We start from the raw sequence: 21996 nt of genomic DNA, 5'->3' as shown, positions 1-21996 counted from the left end.
CGGCCGGCATCGAGGAACGCCAGACAGATGAAACACGGCAACGGCAACGGCATCCGCTTCGCGACCACCGGCCCGGCCTTGCGCCGGGACGATCGCGTACGTGAGCGCGCGGCGGCGGCGCCGTTCGTCGTCGCTCGCGCGCGTCTGCCGTCGCGGTTTGCCATTCGGTTCGCTGCCGCACCGGTCGCGAGCGCAACGGCTGCGAGGCCCGCCGGCAACCACTCGCTGGCGGCTTCGGCCGCCACGTTCGCCCGCGCAATCGCATCCGGTCGTACCGCACGCAGCGTGCTGCAACCGCTCGCGAAGCGCCGCCCCGCCCTCACGCGGCGTCGCTCGTTTTCTTCTGTTCGCCTTACCTTGATGCAGGACCATTCGTCATGACGCAAACCGCTTTTCGTTCCCAGCTGCTGACCTTCAACGGCGACCCGGCCCAATCGAGCCAGGCCGCGAACTACGAGACCGACGGCCTCCTGATCGTCGACGACGGCAAGGTCGTCGCGGCCGGCCCGTACGCGCAGCTCGCCACGACGCTCGCGCGCGACGCGATCGTCCACGACTTGCGCGACAAGCTGATCGTGCCCGGCTTCATCGACACGCACATCCACTATCCGCAGACCGACATGATCGCGTCGCCGGCGCCGGGCCTGCTGCCGTGGCTGGACAAGTACACGTTCCCGACCGAGCGCCAGTTCGGCGATCCCGAGCACGCTCGCGAAGTCGCCGACTTCTTCGTCGACGAACTGCTCGCCTGCGGCACGACGAGCGCGCTCGTCTACTGCACGGTACACAAGCAGTCGGCCGATGCGCTGTTCGCGGCGAGCGACGCGCGCGACCTGCGGATGATCGCGGGCAAGGTACTAATGGACCGCAACTGCCCCGAATTCCTGCGCGATACCGCGCAATCGGGTTACGACGACAGTGCCGAGCTGATCGGCCGCTGGCACGGCAAGGGCCGCCAGATGTACGCGCTCACGCCGCGCTTTGCACCCACGTCGACCGAGGCGCAACTGGAAGCGTGCAGCGAACTCGCCCGCCGCAATCCGGACGTGTTCGTGCAGAGCCACGTCGCGGAGAACGTCGACGAGGTGAAATGGGTGGCCGAGCTGTTCCCCGGCCATCGCAGCTATCTCGACATCTACGATCGCTACGGGCTGCTGCGTCCGCGCGCGGTGTACGGCCACTGCATCCACCTCGACGACGAGGACCGCCGCCGGATGGCCGAGACACGCACCGTCGTCGCGCACTGCCCGACGTCGAACTTCTTCCTCGGCAGCGGGCTGTTCGATTTCGACAAGGCCGGTGAATACGACGTGCCCGTCACGCTCGCGACCGACGTCGGCGGCGGCACGTCGTTCTCGATGCTGCAGACGATGAACGAAGCGCACAAGGTCGCGCGGCTGTCGGGCCATCACCTGACCGCGACGCGGATGTTCTGGCTCGCGACGGCCGGCGCCGCGCAGGCACTCGACCTCACCGATACGGTCGGCACGCTCGCGCCGCGTACCGAGGCCGACTTCGTCGTGCTCGATCCGCAGGCCACGCCGCTGCTCGCGCGCCGTACGAAGCGCGCGGATTCGCTCGAGGAATTGCTGTTCGCGTTCGCGCTGCTCGGCGACGACCGCGCGGTGTACCGCACCTACGCGGCCGGCAAGCTCGTCCACGAGCGCGGCGCGGCACGCCGCGCCGCCGCGTAACGGCCTGCCGGGGGCTCGTCCCGGCAGGCGCCGGCATCCGCCGTCGCGCCCGCTGGGCCAGCCATACCACCGGCAATGGCTGTACGCCGATCCCGCCCCGACGCCACGCACCGCGCCGCCCGACCGCTTTCCCGCGCGCGACGCGCCGTGCTAGAATTCGCCGCTCATTGGGGAGTAGCCGCTCCGCTCGATGTCCCGCGCCCCCGGCGCGCATCGTGACGGAGGCGTCCGTCAACAGACTTGGCCGTACGGCCATGGCGGACGCAGCCACCTAGGCCTGGCGAGACCGATGGTTCACAGTGCGCCGCATCAGGGCCCGGCGCGCCGTGGATCGTCGCTCGCACGCACAACATCGGCCCGTGGAACCCCATACGTGTCCCAAGCCTTCCTGATCTCCACCGGCGCCGTCGCCCTCGCTGAAATCGGCGACAAGACCCAACTGCTTTCCCTCGTACTGGCCGCGCGCTATCGCAAGCCGGTGCCAATCATTCTTGGCGTGCTCGTCGCGACGCTCGTGAACCACGGTTTCGCCGGCGCGCTCGGCGAATGGCTTGGCGTGCTCGTCACGCCGTCGATCATGCGCTGGGCGCTCGCGTTCTCGTTCATCGCGATGGGGTTGTGGATTCTCGTGCCGGACAAGCTCGATGCCGACGAAGCCAATGCCAACCGTTCGCGGCTCGGCGTGTTCGGTGCGACCCTCGTCGCGTTCTTCCTCGCTGAAATGGGCGACAAGACGCAGATCGCGACCGTCGCGCTGGCCGCGCGCTTCCAGGACTACATCGGCGTGGTGGCCGGCACGACGTTCGGGATGATGCTCGCGAACGTGCCCGCGATCCTGCTGGGCGACCGCTTTGCGCACCGCCTGCCGACGAAGCTCGTGCACGCGATCGCGGCCGTGCTGTTCGTCGTGCTCGGCGCGCTGGCGCTGCTGGGTATCGGGGTCTGACGGAAGGGAATGGCCGGCGCGGCCGAGCGGCCGCGCCGAGAGCGATACCGCGTTACTTCGCAGCGGCGGCGCCCGAAGCGGGCGCCGCCGGCACCACGCGCTCGTTGGCGGCCGGCGCCGCCGGGCCACCGCGCTTGTCGACCGGCAGCCGGACCGAGCGGACCGCGCCGTTCGACAGCGGGAAATCGGCGAGCGCGCTGCGCGCGAGGAACGGCATCGCGTACAGCAGCGTGCCGTTGTCACCGGTCGTGCGCGCGGACACGTTGTACACCTCCTTGCCCGTCGCGCGCTCGGTGATGCGGATGCCGAGCGTGTAGTCGAACACCTGGTACGTCTGCGCGACATAGCCGGCCGGCATCGGCCCCCAGGGGCCCCACGGGCCCCACGGCCCGCGCCGCCAGTACGGCCCGGGCGTGAACCACGGATCGTAATAGACCGGCTGCGGCACCGTCACGAGATCGCTGCCGACCGCATAGGTCAGCCCGACGAGATACCGCGCCTGCGCCTGCGGCACCTGCCGGAACGCATACGTGGACAGCTCGTTCGCGACGATCGGCTCGTAGGTCGACTGCTCGATGCTGTTCTTCTGCGCATCGGTGCGCGTGAACGCATAGGTGCGTGTCGCGTCGCTGCCGCTCCAGTCGGAGAAGGCCGTGACCTGGGTCGTCACGTAGCTGGTACAGCCGGTCAGCAGCGCCACGCACAGCACCGCCGCCCAGCCCGCACCGCGTTGAATCCATTCGCGTTTCATGTTGATCCTCTTCGATCCGTCACCCGTTCGTCGCACCGCGCGAACCGTAACGGGATGCCGATAATACGCGGACTCCCGGAACCGGTAAAAAGTTCGCCCGGCACGCGGCCGCCAGCCTTTGTACAATGGCCCGGTTCGCCCGGCTCGTGCCACGGGCCCGTCCCCCACTCCACCGATCTCGACGACCATGTCCGACAACGCCTCTTCCACCGTGATCCGCCGCGCCGACTACACGCCGCCGGCCTTCCTCATCGATTCCGTCGCGCTCGAATTCGATCTCGCGCCGGCCCGTACGATCGTCAGGAATACGATGCGCGTGCGCCGCAATCCGGACGCCGCGCCCGCGCCGCACCTGGAGCTGATGGGCGAAGCGCTCGAATTCCTCGGCGCACACCTGGATGGCGCGCCGCATGGCGCCGTGCGTGCGCACGAGCACGGGCTGACCGTCGAGAATGTTCCCGATGCATTCGAGCTGACGCTCGAAAGCGCGTGCGCACCCGACCAGAATACGACGCTGTCGGGCCTCTATGTGTCGAGCGGCAACTTCTTCACGCAGTGCGAAGCCGAAGGTTTCCGCCGCATCACCTACTTCCTCGATCGCCCGGACGTGATGGCGTCGTACACGGTGACGCTGCGCGCCGACAAGGCCGCGTACCCGGTGCTGCTGTCGAACGGCAACCTCGTCGATTCCGGCGACCTGCCCGACGGCCGCCACTTCGCGAAGTGGGAAGACCCGTTCCGCAAGCCGAGCTACCTGTTCGCACTCGTCGCGGGCAAGCTCGTCGCGATCGAGGAAAAGATCACGTCCGGCTCGGGCAAGGAAAAGCTGCTGCAGGTGTGGGTCGAGCCCGCCGACCTCGACAAGACGCGCCATGCGATGGATTCGCTGATCCACTCGATCCGCTGGGACGAGAAGCGCTTCGGCCTCGAGCTCGATCTCGACCGCTTCATGATCGTCGCGGTCGGCGACTTCAACATGGGCGCGATGGAGAACAAGGGGCTCAACATCTTCAACACGAAGTACGTGCTCGCGAACCCCGAGACCGCGACCGACACCGACTTCGCGAACATCGAATCGGTGGTCGGCCACGAGTACTTCCACAACTGGACCGGCAACCGCGTGACCTGCCGCGACTGGTTCCAGCTGAGCCTGAAGGAAGGCCTGACGGTATTCCGCGACCAGGAATTCTCGGCCGACATGGCCGCGGGCGACGACATCGAATCCGCGGCCCGCGCGGTCAAGCGCATCGAGGACGTACGCGTGCTGCGCCAGCTGCAGTTCGCCGAGGACGCGGGCCCGATGGCGCACCCGGTGCGCCCGGAGAGCTACGTCGAGATCAACAACTTCTACACGATGACCGTCTACGAGAAAGGCTCGGAAGTCGTGCGGATGTACCAGACGCTGTTCGGCCGCGACGGCTTCCGCAAGGGGATGGACCTGTACTTCAAGCGCCACGACGGGCACGCCGTGACCTGCGACGACTTCCGTCACGCGATGGCCGACGCGAACGGACGTGACCTCGCACAGTTCGAGCGCTGGTACAGCCAGGCCGGCACGCCGCGCGTGTCGGTGCGCACCGCGTACGACGCAGCCGCGCGCCGCTATACGGTCACGCTCGCGCAGGGCTACGGCGACGCGTCGCCGGCCGCGCGCGAAACGCAGCAGGGGCCGCTGCTGATTCCGTTCGCGATCGGCCTGATCGGCCGCGACGGCCGCGACCTGCCGCTGCGTCTCGACGGCGAAGCCGCCGCGGCGGGCACGACGCGCGTGCTCGACTTCACCGACACCGAGCAGACCTTCACGTTCGTCGACGTGCCGGAACAACCGCTGCCGTCGCTGCTGCGCAACTTCTCTTCCCCGGTGATCGTCGAGTACGACTACAGCGACGACGACCTCGCGTTCCTGCTCGCGCACGACAGCGATCCGTTCAACCGCTGGGAGGCCGGCCAGCGCCTCGCGACGCGCGCGCTGCTGACGCTCGCCGCGCGGGCCGCCGCGAACGAGCCGCTCACGCTCGGCGAGAACTTCGTCGCCGCATTCCGCCGCGTGCTGACCGACGCAACGCTGTCGCCGGCGTTCCGCGAACTCGCGCTGACGCTGCCGTCGGAAACCTACCTGGCCGATCAGATGGCCGAAGCCGATCCGGCTGCCGTGCATCGCGCGCGCCAGTTCGTGCGCCGCCGGCTCGCCACCGAACTGCGCGCCGACTGGCTCGCCGCATACGAACAGCACCAGACGCCCGGCGCCTACGAACCGACGCCGGAGGCCTCCGGCCGCCGCGCGCTGAAGAACCTCGCGCTCGCGTATCTCGCCGAACTCGAGGATCCGGCCGATGCCGTGCGCCTCGCGACCGCGCAATACGATGCGGCGAACAACATGACCGATCGCGCGGCTGCGCTCGGCGCGCTGCTGTCCGCCGCGGCCGCCGGCGCGAGCGAACCGGCCGAGCGCGCGCTCGCCGACTTCTACCAGCGCTTCGAGAAGGAAGCGCTCGTGATCGACAAGTGGTTCGCGATGCAGGCGGCGCAACGCGGTACGCCCGCGCAGCCGACGCTCGCGAAGGTTCGCAAGCTGCTCGCGCACCCCGCGTTCAACCTGAAGAATCCGAACCGCGCACGCTCGCTGATCTTCAGCTTCTGCGCGGCCAACCCCGCGCAGTTCCACGCGGCGGACGGCTCGGGTTACGCGTTCTGGGCCGAACAGGTGCTCGCGCTCGACGCGATCAACCCGCAGGTCGCGGCGCGCCTCGCCCGCTCGCTCGAACTGTGGCGCCGCTTCACACCCGCGCTGCGCGACCGGATGCGCGAAGCGCTCGAGCAGGTCGCCGCCGGTGCGAAATCGCGCGACGTGCGCGAGATCGTCGAAAAGGCGCTCGCGTAACGCCATCGCCCGCATCGCGCCTGCGCGATACAGCCGGTGCCGCACGTCGCGGCACCGGCTTTTTTATTGTGCGAATACTGCTGGAACCGGGCACAATCGCGGGGTCTGACCGCGGCGCCTGCCGCCGCTGCAAAGCGCGTCGCGCCGGTTTCCACCACCGGAAACCGGGCCGGCCCGGCCGCCCGGCCATGTAACCGGACGAAAAAACCCGGCGGCACGGGAGGCACGACGGGTAAAATTGCGGCCATTCAAGGATTCTTTGGCCTTCTGGAGTCTGTCATGTCCATTGCCCGCCGCACCACGCTGTCGAAGTTCCTGATCGAACAGCAACGTGAGACCAACAACCTCCCCGCCGACCTGCGCCTGCTGATCGAAGTCGTCGCACGCGCGTGCAAGGCGATCAGCTACAACGTGTCGAAGGGCGCGCTCGGCGAAGCGCTCGGCACCGCCGGCAGCGAGAATGTCCAGGGCGAAGTGCAGAAGAAGCTCGACATCCTGTCGAACGAGATCCTGCTCGACGCGAACGAATGGGGTGGCAACCTCGCCGCGATGGCGTCGGAAGAAATGGAAACGTTCTTCCCGATCCCGGCGAACTACCCGCGCGGCGAATACCTGCTCGTGTTCGATCCGCTCGACGGCTCGTCGAACATCGACGTGAACGTGTCGATCGGCACGATCTTCTCGGTGCTGCGCTGCCCGGACGGCAAGCAGGCAACCGAAGAATCGTTCCTGCAGCCCGGCACGCAGCAGGTCGCGGCCGGCTACGCCGTGTACGGCCCGCAGACGGTGTTCGTGCTGACGACCGGCAACGGCGTGAACTGCTTCACGCTCGACCGCGAAGTCGGCTCGTGGGTGCTCACGCAGAGCAACATGCAGATCCCGGCCGACACGCGCGAATACGCGATCAACGCATCGAACGCGCGCCACTGGTACGACCCGGTCAAGCGCTATGTCGACGAACTGAACGCCGGCAAGGACGGCCCGCGCGGCGACAACTTCAACATGCGCTGGATCGCATCGATGGTTGCCGACGTGCACCGGATCCTGAACCGCGGCGGCATCTTCATGTACCCGGCCGACAAGCGCACGCCCGATCGTCCGGGCAAGCTGCGCCTGATGTACGAAGCGAACCCGATGTCGTTCATCGTCGAACAGGCGGGCGGCGCCGCGACGACCGGCACGCAGCGCCTCATGGAAGTGCAACCGACGGGCCTGCATCAGCGCGTCCCGGTGTTCCTCGGTTCGAAGAACGAAGTCGAGCGCGTGACCGGCTACCACCAGGAAAACGAATAAATTTGCACTGCAGCACTAGACAGTGTCGCGCGACGTACGTACAATCGCGCCTCTCGATGTGACCCCAACGGGTCGTATCGCAGTGAAACGAAGCGGGAAGTTTGCCGAGTCGATGAGTTTCGCGAAACAGCAGCAGCAAGCTGAAAAAAATTCGCAAAACCTATTGCCAAGGTCTCAGATTTCACCTTATAATTTCGTTTCTCTGATGCCGGTGTAGCTCAGTTGGTAGAGCAGCGCATTCGTAATGCGAAGGTCGTAGGTTCGACTCCTATCTCCGGCACCAAGTTATAAAGGGCTGACAAGCATTGCTTGTCAGCCCTTTTCTCATTCCGGGCACCGAATCGTGTGCCGCTCCTTCTGCCCGCGTCCGCTCTGCTTGCGGGCATCACCCGACTCCCGCGCCGCACCCCGCCGATTACAATCGACGGATCACCCCGCCCTTTCCGAGCATCATGCGCACCTGGCGTCTCGAGCGACCGAACCTCACCGGGCAACTGGACGTATCGCGTGCGACGCGCCTCGTCGCAGCGATCGGCGACAGCGAACCGAACGCATTCGCGGCCGAAGTGCTGAAGCTGTTCGACGGCGCGCTGTCGGTCACGCAATGCACGATCTTCGCGTACGAGTTCGGCAACCGCCCGCGCACGCTATCCGTCGCCGACCATCGCGGCGGCCGTTACCTGCGCGACGTCGCCGACACCTACGCGCGGCACTTCTACGCGCTCGACGGCAACCAGACGATCGTGTCGAGCGCGCATCGCGGCACGCGTCGCCACGACCTGCTGCTGCACCAGCAGGCCGGCGACGAGATCGATCATGAAGCGTATCGCGCGGCCTGCTACCGCGGCCCCGACGTGTCCGACCGGCTGTCGTTGCTGATGCAGCCCAACGATGCGAGCTGGCTGTCGATCAATTTGTACCGCGCGCATCGCAGCGGCGCATTCCAGCCGCGTGAGATCGCGGAGATCGAGGCGCTTGCGCCACTGATCGCGCAGGCCGCGAAGCATCACTACGCACTCGCCGGTGCGGCGCAGATCGGTATCCCGCAACAGATGCTCGCACGGCTGCGCAGCGCATGCCCGGCGCTGTCCAAGCGCGAACTCGACGTGCTGCGCGGCGTGCTCGAAGGCCAGACCGCGCACGAGATCGGCGAAATGATCGGCGTGAAGACGTCGAGCGTCGTCACGTACCAGAAGCGCGCGTACCGGCGCCTGGGCATCTCGAGCCAGCGCCAGCTGTTCGCGCTCTGCCTGCAGCCCTGAACCGAACCGGCCCGTGACGACCGAATCGGGGTAAATCCCGGTCGGCTTGCTGTACCCGGAATGGGGACAGCGGAGTTCCGCCCGGCTTCCATACTGCGTCGACAGCCTGCACGCGTTGCCCCGGCGCGCGTGCACGTCGAACCGCACTCCCCTGGAAGCCAACGATGGATATCGACTTCAAGCCCTACCCGTTCGTCGCCGAGCGCCATCCCCCGCATCTGCCGGCCTGCGACGACGGTATCGATACGCACCGGCATCGCGTGGCGATCGTCGGCGGCGGCCCCGTCGGCCTGGCCGTCGCGCTCGGCCTCGCGAACCACGGCATCCGCAGCGTGCTGATCGAAGCCGACGACGCGGTCTGCCACGGCAGCCGCGCCATCTGCATCTCGCGGCGCAGCCTCGAGATCATCGAGCGGCTCGGCGCACTCGACGACTTCCTGCGCACGGGGCTGCCGTGGACCGGCGGACGCAGCTTCTACCGTCGCGACGAAGTGCTGCATTTCACGATGCCGCAGGACGAAAACCAGAAGCTGCCGCCGATGGTGAATCTCGCGCAGTACCACATCGAGCAGTTCCTGCTCGACGCCGCGCTGCGCCGCCCCGAACTCATCGAGATCCGCTGGCAGGCGAAAGTCACCGGTGTTACCCGGCAACCGGACGGTGTGCGCCTCGACGTCGACACGCCGCTCGGCGGCTACGCGCTCGACGCCGACTGGGTCGTCGCGTGCGACGGCGGACGCAGCACGATGCGCGACGCGCTCGGCCTGTCGCTCCAGGGCACGAGCTACGAGGGCCGCTACGTGATCGTCGACATCGCGCTCGACAGCGACCGGCCGACCGAACGGCTCGCGTACTTCGATCCGTCGTCGAACCCGGGCTCGACGGTGCTCGTCCACAAGCAGCCCGACAACGTGTGGCGGATCGACTACCAGTTGCGCGACGATGAGGATCCCGAAGCGGCCGTGAAGCCGGGGAACGTGATCCCGCGCGTGCAGGACCTGCTCGACATGATGGGTGAGCGCGGCGACTGGTCGCCGATCTGGATCACGATCTACAAGGCGAACGCGCTGACGCTCGAACGCTACCGGCACGGCCGCGTGCTGTTCTGCGGCGACGCCGCGCATCTCGTGCCGATCTTCGGCGTGCGCGGCGCGAATTCGGGCATCGACGATGCCGACAACCTTGCATGGAAGCTCGCGTACGTGATTCGCGGCCTTGTATCGGACGCGCTGCTCGACAGCTACTCGGACGAACGCGTGTTCGCGACACACGAGAACCTGCGCTACGGCACGAAGAGCACCGAGTTCATGGCGCCGCCGTCGTTTGCCTTCGAACTGATGCGCAAGGCCGTGCTGTCGCTCGCGGTCCGGCATCCGGCGCTGCGTTCGCTGATCAATCCGCGCCAGACGACCGCCATCGCCTATGCGACATCGTCGCTCAACGCAGCCGAACGCGACACGTTTGCTGCCGGCCCCGCGCCCGGCACGGTGCTCGCCGAATGCCCGCTGATGCTGTACGAGGCGCACGGCAGCGACATGCGCCACGGCCACCTGACCGATCTCGTCGCCCCGCGCTTCACCGCGTTCTGCTTCACGTCCGACGGCGTGCCCGATCCGACGCTCGTCGATCTCGAACGGCGCCTGCAGGCTGCACGGATACCGTTCGCGCTCGTCACGCTCGCACGGCATGCGGCACCGCGGCAACCGGCCTGCGGCGGCCACGACGACGACGGCCGGCTGTTCGACATGTACGGCGCGCGCGACGGCACCGCCTATCTCGTGCGGCCGGACGGTCACGTACTCGGCCGCTGGCACGACGCTCGCGCCGGCGACGTGAGCGCTGCACTCGAACGCGCCCTTTGTCCGTGCGCGTCAACCGATCCTCAGGAGACCGCATGATGACGGATACCGAACGCGACACCCTCTACACCGACCTGTGCCGCACGATGACGCGGATCGGCGAAGCCGATGCGTCGCTCTTTCTCGCCCGCTTCGCCCTGCTGTCGATCGAGGCGATCGGCGATGCAGTGACCGTCGCACGTCTGATCGCGGACGCCAGCGACGGATTGCCCGACGCCGGCATTCAGGCGCCAATACACGAAGGATGACGCTCAGGGCCGACCGACGTCATCGGCGGCCATTCATTACAGATACATTTCATCGCGCATCGTCCGCGCGCGAGCCTCGCCGTACGCAGACGAATTCCCTGGAAAATCCCGTTAAGGGTGCATAACATTACTTAACGATTCCGACCCGTCTATCGCGTTACATTGCGTGGGCGGCGCGGCGGGTCGCGATGCCGCCTTCATTCAGCTTGCGGCGACACAGCCGACGTCCGGTCATTCGACACAACACAAGGAGAGAATCACCATGACTCATGGCTTGATTATGTGGCTCATCATCGGCGCGATCGCCGGCTGGCTTGCCGGCTTGCTCGTCAAGGGCGGCGGCTTCGGGCTGATCGTCGACATCATCGTCGGGATCGTCGGCGCAGTGATCGGCGGCTGGCTCGCCGGGATACTCGGCATCAGCGTCGGCAGCGGCTTCATCGGTTCGGTGATCGTCGCGGTCGTCGGGGCTGTGATCCTGCTGTTCGTGATCCGGCTATTCAAGCGAGCGGCCTGACGCTTCTCTCCACGCGCCTTCGGGCGCGTTTTCGCATCAGGCCGGCGCGCGACCCGTTCGCCGCGCGCCGCCGGCCCGTTCAGCGCTTCGCGCGCTGCAACCAGCCGTCGAGCACGTCGGCCGTCAGCAATCCGCTGCGCGCTTCGCGTACGCCATCGCGCCCGATCCACACGGTGCGCGGCATCTCCCCTCGCCATCCCGCATCGAGCACCGCCCGCAGACGCTCGGGCATCGGCTCCGCGTTCGCGTACTGCGCGACCTGTGGCGGCAAGTTCATCTGCGCGAGCGCCTGCGAAATCGCCGCACCATTGTCGTCGTATGCATCCATCGCAACCATCGCGAGCTGCACGTCCGGATGACGGCGCTGCCACGCGACCAGATGCGCGGCGTTCTCGCGACAGTATCCGCAATCGAGCGACCAGATCTCGACCGCCAGCGGCCGCTCGTGCGCGGTCGCATACAGGTGCGCGACGTCGGCCGCGCGCAGCGGCTGAAGCTCGCCGCCGGCCCACGCCGGCACGCTCGCGAGCACGATGCCCAGCAATGCAATCAGCCGCTTCATTTCACCTCCTCCACTGCGATCAGCCGATAGCCGTCGTTACGCGTGCGCCACGACAGATAGATTCGCCCTGCATCGTCGAGCAATTGCGGGTTGTCGCTTGCACCCGACGTCGCTGCGATCACGCGCGGTGCCGACCAGCGCTCGCCGCGATCGTCCGACCGGCGCAGCTTGATCTGCATCGTGTCGCCGTCGAACGCCTTCCATGCGAGCCACACGACATCGCCGCGCGCGACGAGCGCCGCATGCGACGCCTGCTCACCGGGCGCGGCGGGATTCGCGCCGAATGCCCACGGCGTGCCGCGCGGCTCGCCATCGGCGCCGATGCGCGAATAGAACACGTCAGCCCGACCGTCGACCACGCCGAACCAGGCGAGATGGCGCGTGCCGTCCGGTGTGATCGCCAGCGCCGGCCCGTGCTCGGGGCACGCCTCGACGTGCCAGTTCGAGAACGTCGCGCGCACCGGTACGACCTGCTCCGACGCAGTTACAGGCAATACGGCGAGCGCATGATCGCGGATCTGCCCCGGAAACACGTTGCGCCACGCGGCCTCGATACGTCCGGCCGAATCGATCGCCATTGCGATGCGGCAGCATTCACACGTGTGGTCGGTCACCTTGCGTTCGGCTTCGAACGACGCGCCGCCGTCGCGCGATACCGCATAGTAGACAGCCGCGCCTTCGTACGCCTGCCCCGCCGCCTTCGCCGCAACGAGATCGCGCTTGTCGATCCACGCGATCGCGATATTGCCGGCCGGATCGACGGCCATCATGTCGAAGCGGTGCGTGATGGCCTGCCGGTCGCGATGCACGGTCACGGGCACGCTCCAGGTCGCGCCACCATCGAGCGATCGCGCGAAGCGCACCATGCCCGTGTACGGCGCATCGAGCGGCATCGACCACGACACGTACACCGCACGCCCGTCCGGACTCGTCGCGATCTTCGGGCGATTCTCGGCGCTCGTGTAGATCGGCTCCGGCATCGCGTTGACGGTGACGGGCACGGACAGCGTGCGGCCCGCGTCGTCGGAGTGCGCGACGATGACGTGCGCGCCCTCGACCCACGCGACCCATAGCCGATGATGCGTGTCGAATGCGGCCCCCGTCGCGAGCGGCTGCTTCTGCTGCGCGGGCGCGGCCTGCATGCCCATGTGCGCGGCGTGCGAATCAGCGGCCTTCGGCACGTCGTGCGCATCGTGCGCACCGGCTGGCGACAGCAACGCGAACCACAGCGCGCCGCCTGCCGCGAGCGATCTCACAGCGACCATTTCAGTTCTCCATAGAAAGTACGGCCCGGATACGGGTGGAACACGTAGTAGCGGCGGTCCGTCAGGTTGTCGATGCCGACCGACGTGGTCCAGTGCCGGTCGAGGCGGTAGCGCGCCTTCAGGTCGACGACCGTGAACGAGCTCGTGCCGCCGTAGACGTCCGGGTTCACGTCGCTGTTGTCGAGCGTGTTGAACTGGCGGCCCGAGTAGCGCACGCCGACGCTCGCAAGCCAGTGCTCGTCGAAGCGATACGACGCGAGCAGGTTCGCACGCATGCGCGGAATCCGCGGAAAGCGCGAGCCGACATACGCGGGATTCGCCGCATCGGCGAGGATCTGCGCATTGCTCGCCGACACGTTCGCGTCGAGACTGAGCCCGCGCAGCCCGACGTTCTCGCCGCTGAACGCGAGTTCGACGCCGCGCACGCGCACGCGATCGACGTTCGAGATGTTGGTCACCGTCGTCGCGCCCGACACCGTCGTCTGGCTGTAGATCGAATCGCGCAGATCGCTCTGGAATACGCTGGCGCGCACGACGCCGACGCCCACGTCGCGTTCGGCCGTGAAGTCCCAGTCGATCGCCTTTTCCGGCCGCAGGTTCGGGTTGTTGTTGACGATCGCGTTGTTCGAGATCGTGCCCTGGAACAGTTCGCCGACCGTCGGGAAACGCGTGCCGGTCGCAAACGACAGCCGGAAGCGCCAGACGTCGGTCGCATCCCATTGCAACGCGACCTTCGGCGACAGCGCATTCGCGCTGCGGTCCGCATAGCCGAGCGTGCCGCTCGCGTTGCCGAGCGCGCCGCCGTACGCATCCCAACGCTCGTAGCGCAGCCCCAGCGTCGCGAGCCAGCCCGGCGCGAAGCGCCACGCGTCCTGCCCGAACAGCGCCTGCGTACGCGTATCGCCGCGATAGATGCTCGACAGTGACGTGGTCGGCCCGGCCAGCCAGTCGGCCGTGTTGTACGTGACGTTGCGCAGGAAGTAGTTGTCGTAGTGGTAACCGAACGTGAACGTATGGCCCTTCACTTCCGGCGCCTCGGCCTTCAGGTCGAGCGTGCGCCAGCCGGTGCCGTCGCCCTGGAACAGCGTGCCTGCGCCGCCCTGCACGGTTGACGCCGAGCGCTGCACGTCGCGCGACACGTCGTACGCGGACACGACGCCCGACAGGCGCCAGCCGGAATCGAGCCGGCCGTTCAGGCCGAGCGCGTACAGCCAGTTTTCCTGGTCGCCGCGCTGCGGCGCGAATGCGTTCGGCGCGACGGTCATGTTCTGGCCACCGATCGACACGTTGCCGCCGTAGACCGGATTGCCGGCCGCATCGCGCAGGAAGGTCTCGCCGTGCTGCCGGTAATGGTTCTCCCAATGCCCGAGCGTGAGCGTCGCATCGACGTGGTCGGTGAACGCATAGCCCATCCGGACCGTCTCGTTGAGCTGCTCGGTCCGCTCGATCGTCTGCGCGCCGACGATCGTCCGCGGCCGACCGTTGGGCCCGATGTCGGTCGCAGCGCCCGTCACCGGCACGGCGGCGCCGAGCTTCGGGTTGTACGCCGAATTGGGGCTCGCGTACTGCATCGGCTGACCGTTGTTCTCGAGCCGGTCGAGCGACAGCGCGAACCAGAACCGGCCGACGCGGTTCGCGATCCGCGCGGTCTGGTGATTGCCGCCGAAGCTGTCCGCGAATCCGTAGCCGTCGTGGTAGCGCTGCGTAAAGAACTGCGTCGACAGCGACGCCTCGAGCTTTTCCGGGCGGCGCGTCGTGAGCAGCACGGTGGAGCCGATCGAGTTGCCCGGATACAGCGCGGAAAAGGGGCCATAGAGCACGTCGACGCGCGCGATATCGTCAGGCGGAATCAGCGACCAGCGCGGCGGGTACGCGTAGCTCGAGCCGAGCAGGTTCGACAGCAGCACGCCGTCGGCGTAGACGAGCCCGCGCGCGCTCTGCAGTTCGTTGAAGTCGCGGCCGGCGAACACGCTGTTGCGGTCGCCGATATAGCGCTTGCGGACCATCAGGTTCGGCGCGTACTTCAGCGCGTCCTCGGTGGTGACGTTGGTGTGCGACTCGATCTGCTCGCGCGTGATCGACGTGACAACGGCCGGCGTGTCCGGATCGACCGGTTGCCGCTGCGCGGTCACGCTGACGGCGGTCAGCGTTTCGCCCGCCGGCGCCGGCGGCGCGGTTGCGACGGCCGCAGCGGCCGAAGCGGGTGCGGCGGCATCGGCGGGACGCTCGACGCCACCGCTCGCGGTGGCGCCACGCGCATCGTCCGTCGAGGCCGCATGGGCGGCAGGCCACGCGAAAGCAGCCGCGCATGCGAGCGCGAGCCGGCCACGCGACGACCGCGCGGCGAAGGAGGAGGACATGAGTGAATTCCTGAAAACGTGATCGGACGCCGCCCGTCACGAGCGCGCGCGCCGCGCACGAACGGCGCGGCACGCGGCCGGGCCGCGGGCGGCACGCGCGCCAACGGGGCGCGCGAACGACATCAATCAGATCGGAGCGTTTTCAGGCGGGGCGCGAGGCTGCGCGAGGCGGATGCCCTTGCGGGGACAATCGGGAATGACGGGGGCGGCTGCACGATAGGCGAACGTCCGCACGAAGCCCGGCAGCGCAGGCAGGCTCGACCCGAGCGCCATATTCGCCGCGAAGCCGGGGCAGTACACGCAGTGCGGCACGCCGGCATGGTCGAACGACGACGTATCGCGATCGCCGCCCGCCTGCGCGAGCACGACCTGGCGGGCGCCCGCTGCACTGCACAACTCGAGCGTGAGCTCGCCGGAGCCGCTCGAAGCAAGACGCGCATAGCCGATGACGGGCGACAGTACGTTCAGTACCAGCGCCAGCCATACGAGGCCGATCCATCGCGTCGTTCGTCTCATCTCGGTCCAGAAAAAGTGCGCGCAAGTATAGCAAGCGGCCCGATCGCTGCCGGTTCGGCACGATGCAATAGTCGGCATCGCAGCGCGCGTCGGAGCGCATGTGCCGTTAATACAACAGAGACAAAATCTAACGATTCGACACTGGCATAAATCCAAGCGCGAGGTTGATAATCATTGAACCTGCTGGAGAAATGACCATGGACGAAAGACCCACTCGCATGCCACCGCCCGAGCAAGTGATGAGCCCGGATCCGGAACCCGTCGGCGTGGAATTCCTCGCCGAATTGCCCGACCACGTGCGGGCATTCTTCGACGAGCAGCACAAGCTGTACTCGCCGAAGTGAACGCCTGTTCGGTTCTGTAACCGCCACGTGTCGATCATCGCTATCGTGCGGTTCATCACTGCGCATCGCGCGCAATTCGCCTCGCACCCGGGCCGCAACAGCCTGACGGTGCCGGATCAGCTCGCCTGCTGATTCTCCGGTCGCTGCGCTACGCCGCGCGACTGTCTTCGTCTATCCTTCTGTTTTTCCACTTCCGGCCTGCCCGGCTCTCCCGACCGTTCCGATGAAGCAAGCCATTCGTGCCAGCCTCGCTGTCGCCGCGCTCGGCGTCGCCCTCTTTTCGTCCCCGCGCATTGCCAATGCAGACGGCGACGACACCGCCCTCACCAACATCGTCGCACTCGCGTCGCAGCGCCTTGCGCTCGCCGAACCGGTCGCTCGCTGGAAATGGGCGAATCACAAAGCAATCGAGGACCGGCCGCGCGAAGCGGAACTGCTCGCATCGGTCGAGAAGCGCGCGGCACAGGCCGGTGTCGATCCCGCGTTCGCGCGAACGTTCTTCGAGGATCAGATCAGCGCGAGCAAGGATGTGCAGAACGCGCTGTTCGCAACCTGGCGCGCGACGCAGCCGCCAGAAGGCACGCCACCCGATCTCGCGGCCAGCACGCGCCCGGCGCTCGACCGGCTGACGCAGAAAATGCTCGCGGGGCTCGCGCAGGTTGCACCGCTGCGCGATGCGCCTGATTGCCAGGCGCGGCTCGCGCGCAGCATCGCGAACTGGAAAACGCTCACGCGCTACGACTCCAAGCAAACGCAGGCACTCGACACCGCGCTGTCGCACGTCTGCTCGGCCGGCGGCGCAAGCGCGATCGGCTGACGGCAGCGGGCGCGGTTCGCGCGGCCGCGCTGGATTAACCCGCTTGCCCCGCAGGGGTGAGCGCGGCGAGCGGGATCAGTTGCAGGCCGCGCGCAAGATGCGTCTGAAGCAAGCGATGGGTGAAGGGTTCGAACACGCCCTCCGTCCCGTCGGCCGCGAGTCGCGCGGCCGCGTCGAGCGATTCCGCCGCGCCGAGATAACGCCAGCCATCGATCACGTGAAACAGGCGGCGCTCGCCACTCGCCTCGAAGGCAACGGCACCTTCGAACGGCCAGGGCGCACCGCCGGCACGAACCGTGTCGGCCGCGGGGCGCCGGTTGTACGACGGGCGTAGCCGGGCGATCCATTGCGCTTCGGCGAGCATCGCCCCCAGCTCGTTGCCCGTCTCGCGCCATTCGACCCGCCGTACCTGCTGTGCCAGCCGCATTTCCTTCGACGAACGGCGCTCGCCCGTCAGCAGCGCGCGCAGCCGCTGCCGCACACGTACGCTGCGACCGACATACAGCGGCGCGTCTTCTTCCCCGAACAACGCGTACGCGCCACACCCGGCCGGGGCGGTATCGAGCCAGGCTTCGGTCAGGTCGCCGCCCAGACGGAAGTGCCGCGTCGTGCGTGCGATCTGGTCACGCAGCCGCTCGAGCGGCACGATGTCGTGCAACAGGCGCCAGAACTGCCACAGGAGGTCGGCATCCGCCAGCGCCCGGTGGCGCGCGGCCGGCACGAGGCCATGACGTTCGATCAACGCGTCGAGCCCGTGCCGCGCTTCACGCGGGAACAGCGCACGCGACAGCCGCACGGTACACAACACATCGGGGTTGAACGCGAAGCCGGCGCGCTCGAATTCGGCCCGCAGGAAGCCGCGATCGAAGCTCGCGTTGTGCGCGACGAAAAGCTTGCCGTCGAGCCGCTCGAACAACACGGTCGCCAGTGACGCAAACGACGGCGCGTCGCGCACCATCTCGTCCGAAATGCCCGTCAGTTGCTGGATGAACGGCGGAATCGGCTGGCCCGGATTGACGAGCGTCGTCCACGTCGACACACCGAGCGGGCCGATTTCGACCACGCCGATTTCGGTGATGCGGTGTTCGGCGGGCGAACCGCCAGTGGTTTCAAGGTCGACGAAAACGAGCGGCTGTTCGCTGGCGGGATCGGACGGACGGGGGGAATCAGACATGAAAAGACTGGGAAACGATGCTTCCGTGAGTATGCACCGGCATCCCGGTTCGCGGCCAGCCCGAACCGGAATGTTCCGCCCCCGGAAAGCAAAAAGCCCCCGCAATGCGGGGGCCGGACGTGATCGGCAATGCGTGGCGCGTCAGACCGCCTGGATATTCGCTGCCTGCTTGCCTTTCGGCCCGACTTTCACGTCGAACGAAACACGCTGGTTTTCCTTCAGCGTCTTGAAGCCGTCCATCTTGATTTCGGAAAAGTGTGCAAACAAATCTTCACCGCCATTGTCCGACGTAATAAAGCCAAAACCTTTAGCATCGTTAAACCATTTCACGATACCGGTATCCATGTCTTCGTTCCCCACTCGATTAGATCAAAAAAGCTATTTTTATAGCCGTTTCCCGAAATCCCGAAACATTGCGCCAGCACCCGCACCAGCACGCCGCCCGAGGACGGAGTGCTGACTTTATAAATTGGACAATCCGGGTGCGTCAAGGAAATTTTTGACGAACGTTTTATCAAAAAAGCGCTAATACCATTGGAATCGGTACACCATCGCCTTTTATTAATTGATTCGCATCAAAAACCTGTCAATATTACCGGGATCAAAGCATTGATAATCTTTCCCGTGAAATTCCTACCGGGGACAAATCGGCTCGGTAAATTCCTCGGGTTTTTTCGGGTTGCGGAAATCCGGGGACATTGAGATGCTCACTCAACGTCGGAAGGAAGGAGAAGGTCATGTGGCTGGACGGAATCAAGCGCTTCGCGAGCCGGCTCGGACGCGTACGCCGCAAGTCCCGCGCCCTGGCCGAATCCGCGTCCTCGCGCGAAGCGCCATGCGACACCGAATTCGATCCGACCTGGCACGGCGATCACTGGCAGAACCTGCTCGCATCGCCTCTCGATGCCCGTCACTACGTGATGGAAGACTGGACCTACACTCCGCCCCCCAATGAAGCCAGGGAGGCCGCGCCCGCGGCCAAGCGCAAGCACAAGCGGCGCTCGTACGCGCAATAGCACGCGCAGAGGCGGGGCAAAAAAAAAGCGCGACTGGGAAGTCGCGCCGACAAAGGTTTGGAGATCTTTTCCGTCAACGAAAAAGTCTGCTTCGGAAAGCAGAGATCGCAGTATAACGAGAGAACAACCTTTCATTATCCATGCTCCACACAAACCTCTATTGCCGATGTGTCAATAATCGCGCTATGGCCGCCCCCGCCTCCTGCTGATTACCTGTCGCAATCGCGCAACGCCCGTTACGTAGTCCTGATCTCCATTTTTCTTCGCTGCACCGCCGCAAACCCTTGATGGGCAATCGTTTGCGCTGCCCCGACGATATTTGCGGATTCCAAAATATATTATTGCTTAAAGCGTAATCCTCCCCCGCTCCACGCACTCCGTACACTGCAGATGGCTTTTTGATAAGCGCACCGCCGCTCTGCCGGACCGGCCGCAGCGTCAAGCAAAACATGCCAGTCCGCCGCAGGTTCGATCGACATCATCCTGTTTGGAGACAGATCCATGAAAAAAACCCTGATCGTCACCGCGTTGTCGGGTGTATTCGTTACGGCAGCCCATGCCCAAAGCAGCGTGACGCTCTATGGCCTGATCGACGCTGGCATCACCTACACGAACAACCAGGGCGGCCACAGCGCCTGGCAGGAAACGAGCGGTTCGGTCAACGGCAGCCGCTGGGGCTTGCGCGGCACCGAAGATCTCGGCGGCGGCCTGAAAGCGATCTTCACGCTGGAAAATGGTTTCGGTATCAATAACGGCGCGCTGAAGCAGAACGGCCGCGAATTCGGCCGACAAGCGTTTGTCGGCCTCGCACACAACAGCTACGGTTCGCTGACGCTGGGCCGGCAGTACGACAGCGTCGTCGACTATCTCGGGCCGCTGTCGCTGACCGGTACCCAGTACGGCGGCACGCAGTTCGCTCACCCGTTCGACAACGACAACCTGAACAACTCGTTCCGGATCAACAACTCGGTCAAGTACCAGAGCGCGAACTACGGCGGCCTCAAGTTCGGTGCGTTGTACGGGTTCTCGAACTCGACGGCTTTCGCGAACAACCGCGCGTATAGCGGCGGCGTGTCGTACAGCTACCTGGGCTTCAACTTCGCCGCGGCCTACTTGCAGCTGAACAGCGACGTGAACGCGCTTGCGCAGGCAGCGTCCGATCCGGGCGCGGTGACCGGCGACTGGACCTTCGCATCGCGCGTGCAGCGCACCTGGGGCGCCGGCCTGAATTACGGGTTCGGCCCTGCCACGGTCGGCTTCGTGTTCACGCAGACGCGCCTGACCGGCATCCGCGCGATCAGCGCGGGGCAGTCCGGCGTGTCCGGCGGCATCACGGGCCTCGGCGGAACCGCGCGCTTCAGCAACTACGAACTCAACGGCCGCTACGCGCTGACGCCGGCACTGTCGCTCGCCGGCTCGTACACGTACACGCAGGGCCGCCTGGCCGGCGACAAGCCGACGTGGCACCAGTTCAACCTGCAAGCCGACTATGCGCTGTCGAAGCGCACCGACGTCTACCTGCAGGGCGAGTTCCAGAAGGTCAACAACGACGGCCTCAACCTCGGCGCCAACATCAACGGGCTGGGCGCCGCGTCATCGACCAACAAGCAGATCGCGGTCACGGCCGGCATGCGCCATCGCTTCTGAGCGACCGGCGCATCCGCTGCACGCCGGATGACGAAGCGCCCCATCGGGGCGCTTTTTCTTTGCCGGGCCGTGCCGGGTGTCGCTCAGGCGCCAGGCGCCGGGTAACGAACGTCGAGCACGTCGATCGGCTGCGGGCCGGCCGGCGTCATCAGCATCACGGTATCGCCGATCTTCGCCTTGATCAGCGCACGCGCGACCGGCGAAATCCAGCTGACGCAGCCGCGATCGAGATCGACCTCGTCGATCCCGACGATCGTGATCGTGTGATCCTCGCCGTCCGGCGTCTCGTAATCGACCGTTGCACCGAAAAACACCTGGTCGACATTCTCCTGCCGGCTCGCATCGACGACTTCGGCCAGATCGAGCCGCTTCGTCAGGAAGCGGATGCGGCGATCGATTTCGCGAAGCCGCCGCTTGCCGTAGATGTAGTCGCCGTTCTCCGACCGGTCGCCGTTCGACGCGGCCCAGGACACGAGCCGCACGACCTCCGGACGCTCGACGTCGATCAGGTTCAGCAGTTCGTCCCTCAGCCGCTTGTGGCCGGCGGGCGTGATGTAGTTCTTCGCACCCGCCGGGATCGCCGGCTGGGCCTGGTCGAGATCGTCGTCGTCCCCGTCCGACTCTTTGACAAACGCCTTGTTCATGATGCAGATTCAACATGGATGACTGATGCTCCAAGGGTACACGAAGGGCGCCCCGGCAAGGTCATGCACCTAATTCGCGAATAAGGCTTCCCTTTTTATACAACCCTGCTATAATTTCGCTTCTGCGTGCGGCTGTAGCTCAGTTGGATAGAGTACTTGGCTACGAACCAAGGGGTCGTGGGTTCGAATCCTGCCAGCCG

21 protein-coding genes, 1 tRNA gene and 1 riboswitch are annotated in these 21996 nt (G+C 66.3%); of the genes, 14 read left to right on the top strand and 8 right to left on the bottom strand.

From position 1 onward, the window contains the following. The first annotated feature begins 27 nt into the window (after positions 1-27). The 3 genes from BCO18175_RS38535 to BCO18175_RS38525 all read left to right on the top strand — a co-directional run bounded on the left by BCO18175_RS38535 (position 28) and on the right by BCO18175_RS38525 (position 2640). On the top strand, positions 28-381 hold the full coding sequence (locus tag BCO18175_RS38535) for a hypothetical protein (protein WP_174988885.1): 354 nt from the start codon (positions 28-30) through the stop codon (positions 379-381). Further along, positions 378-1694: a guanine deaminase gene (guaD, locus tag BCO18175_RS38530; RefSeq protein ID WP_174988883.1), complete on the top strand. Its 1317-nt coding sequence runs from the start codon at positions 378-380 to the stop codon at positions 1692-1694. Before BCO18175_RS38535 ends, guaD begins: the two co-directional genes overlap by 4 nt. Before the next feature lie 157 nt (positions 1695-1851). Beyond that, a riboswitch (yybP-ykoY riboswitch) is annotated at positions 1852-1989 on the top strand. 78 nt (positions 1990-2067) lie between these two features. Beyond that, on the top strand, positions 2068-2640 hold the full coding sequence (locus BCO18175_RS38525) for a TMEM165/GDT1 family protein (RefSeq protein WP_046545165.1): 573 nt from the start codon (positions 2068-2070) through the stop codon (positions 2638-2640). A 52-nt stretch (positions 2641-2692) separates the two neighbouring features. Here the strand turns inward: BCO18175_RS38525 and BCO18175_RS38520 are convergent, their stop codons facing one another. Next, entirely contained in the window at positions 2693-3391 is a 699-nt protein-coding gene (locus BCO18175_RS38520) for a DUF4136 domain-containing protein (RefSeq protein ID WP_174988881.1), read from the bottom strand. Between the two features lie 187 nt (positions 3392-3578). Here BCO18175_RS38520 and pepN point away from each other — a divergent pair, with 187 nt between their 5' ends. The 7 genes from pepN (at position 3579) to BCO18175_RS38485 (ending at position 11451) form a co-directional block, all read left to right on the top strand. Further along, positions 3579-6272 (top strand): aminopeptidase N, encoded by a 2694-nt coding sequence (gene pepN, locus BCO18175_RS38515; RefSeq protein ID WP_174988879.1) that lies wholly within the window; start codon positions 3579-3581, stop codon positions 6270-6272. A 279-nt stretch (positions 6273-6551) separates the two neighbouring features. Then, on the top strand, positions 6552-7565 hold the full coding sequence (locus tag BCO18175_RS38510) for a class 1 fructose-bisphosphatase (protein ID WP_174918068.1): 1014 nt from the start codon (positions 6552-6554) through the stop codon (positions 7563-7565). 207 nt (positions 7566-7772) lie between these two features. Next, positions 7773-7848, top strand: a tRNA-Thr gene (locus tag BCO18175_RS38505). Positions 7849-8017: 169 nt separating this feature from the next. Next, the gene (locus BCO18175_RS38500; RefSeq protein WP_174988877.1) at positions 8018-8827 is read left to right on the top strand and encodes a helix-turn-helix transcriptional regulator; all 810 of its coding nucleotides are present in this window, start codon (positions 8018-8020) and stop codon (positions 8825-8827) included. A gap of 164 nt (positions 8828-8991) precedes the next feature. Then, positions 8992-10725 carry an FAD-dependent oxidoreductase gene (locus tag BCO18175_RS38495; protein ID WP_174988875.1) on the top strand — a complete coding sequence of 578 codons (1734 nt, stop codon included), beginning with the start codon at positions 8992-8994 and terminating at the stop codon, positions 10723-10725. After that, positions 10722-10934, top strand: coding sequence for a hypothetical protein (locus BCO18175_RS38490; RefSeq protein WP_174988873.1), 213 nt, complete (start codon positions 10722-10724; stop codon positions 10932-10934). Before BCO18175_RS38495 ends, BCO18175_RS38490 begins: the two co-directional genes overlap by 4 nt. Positions 10935-11196: 262 nt before the next feature. Further along, positions 11197-11451, top strand: coding sequence for a GlsB/YeaQ/YmgE family stress response membrane protein (locus BCO18175_RS38485; protein WP_059235555.1), 255 nt, complete (start codon positions 11197-11199; stop codon positions 11449-11451). 79 nt (positions 11452-11530) lie between these two features. Here BCO18175_RS38485 and BCO18175_RS38480 read toward each other — a convergent pair whose 3' ends face one another. The 4 genes from BCO18175_RS38480 to BCO18175_RS38465 form a co-directional block, all read right to left on the bottom strand. Continuing rightward, the gene (locus BCO18175_RS38480) at positions 11531-12013 is read right to left on the bottom strand and encodes a TlpA family protein disulfide reductase (RefSeq protein WP_174988871.1); all 483 of its coding nucleotides are present in this window, start codon (positions 12011-12013) and stop codon (positions 11531-11533) included. Further along, complete coding sequence (locus BCO18175_RS38475) at positions 12010-13278, bottom strand: exo-alpha-sialidase (RefSeq protein WP_174988869.1); 1269 nt, start codon at positions 13276-13278, stop codon at positions 12010-12012. Before BCO18175_RS38475 ends, BCO18175_RS38480 begins: the two co-directional genes overlap by 4 nt. After that, a complete protein-coding gene (locus BCO18175_RS38470) occupies positions 13266-15638 on the bottom strand; it encodes a TonB-dependent receptor (protein ID WP_174988867.1) in 2373 nt (790 codons plus the stop codon). The genes BCO18175_RS38475 and BCO18175_RS38470 overlap by 13 nt, the downstream gene beginning before the upstream one ends. Before the next feature lie 126 nt (positions 15639-15764). Then, positions 15765-16154 carry a DUF2946 domain-containing protein gene (locus tag BCO18175_RS38465; protein WP_174918061.1) on the bottom strand — a complete coding sequence of 130 codons (390 nt, stop codon included), beginning with the start codon at positions 16152-16154 and terminating at the stop codon, positions 15765-15767. A gap of 197 nt (positions 16155-16351) precedes the next feature. On the opposite strand from BCO18175_RS38465, the gene BCO18175_RS38460 reads away from it, so the two are divergent. After that, entirely contained in the window at positions 16352-16498 is a 147-nt protein-coding gene (locus BCO18175_RS38460) for a hypothetical protein (RefSeq protein WP_006756195.1), read from the top strand. A gap of 223 nt (positions 16499-16721) precedes the next feature. Continuing rightward, entirely contained in the window at positions 16722-17315 is a 594-nt protein-coding gene (locus tag BCO18175_RS38455; protein WP_174970230.1) for a chorismate mutase, read from the top strand. Positions 17316-17349: 34 nt separating this feature from the next. On the opposite strand, the gene BCO18175_RS38450 is transcribed toward BCO18175_RS38455, so the two are convergent. Both BCO18175_RS38450 and BCO18175_RS38445 read right to left on the bottom strand, forming a co-directional pair. After that, positions 17350-18489: an exonuclease domain-containing protein gene (locus BCO18175_RS38450; protein WP_174988865.1), complete on the bottom strand. Its 1140-nt coding sequence runs from the start codon at positions 18487-18489 to the stop codon at positions 17350-17352. Between the two features lie 141 nt (positions 18490-18630). Beyond that, the gene (locus tag BCO18175_RS38445; RefSeq protein WP_011351289.1) at positions 18631-18834 is read right to left on the bottom strand and encodes a cold-shock protein; all 204 of its coding nucleotides are present in this window, start codon (positions 18832-18834) and stop codon (positions 18631-18633) included. Between the two features lie 392 nt (positions 18835-19226). Between BCO18175_RS38445 and BCO18175_RS38440 the strand changes: the two genes are divergently transcribed. Further along, positions 19227-19505: a hypothetical protein gene (locus BCO18175_RS38440; protein WP_174918058.1), complete on the top strand. Its 279-nt coding sequence runs from the start codon at positions 19227-19229 to the stop codon at positions 19503-19505. A gap of 501 nt (positions 19506-20006) precedes the next feature. Then, positions 20007-21152, top strand: coding sequence for a porin (locus BCO18175_RS38435; protein ID WP_174988863.1), 1146 nt, complete (start codon positions 20007-20009; stop codon positions 21150-21152). A gap of 83 nt (positions 21153-21235) precedes the next feature. On the opposite strand, the gene greB is transcribed toward BCO18175_RS38435, so the two are convergent. Next, the gene (gene greB, locus BCO18175_RS38430; RefSeq protein ID WP_174918056.1) at positions 21236-21796 is read right to left on the bottom strand and encodes a transcription elongation factor GreB; all 561 of its coding nucleotides are present in this window, start codon (positions 21794-21796) and stop codon (positions 21236-21238) included. Positions 21797-21996: the final 200 nt, after the last annotated feature.

Source organism: Burkholderia lata (assembly GCF_902499335.1).
GTDB classification, from domain to species: Bacteria; Pseudomonadota; Gammaproteobacteria; order Burkholderiales; family Burkholderiaceae; genus Burkholderia; species Burkholderia lata_B.
The sequence above is the reverse complement of the archived record's forward strand: the minus strand, read 5'-3'. Positions and strand labels throughout refer to the sequence as shown.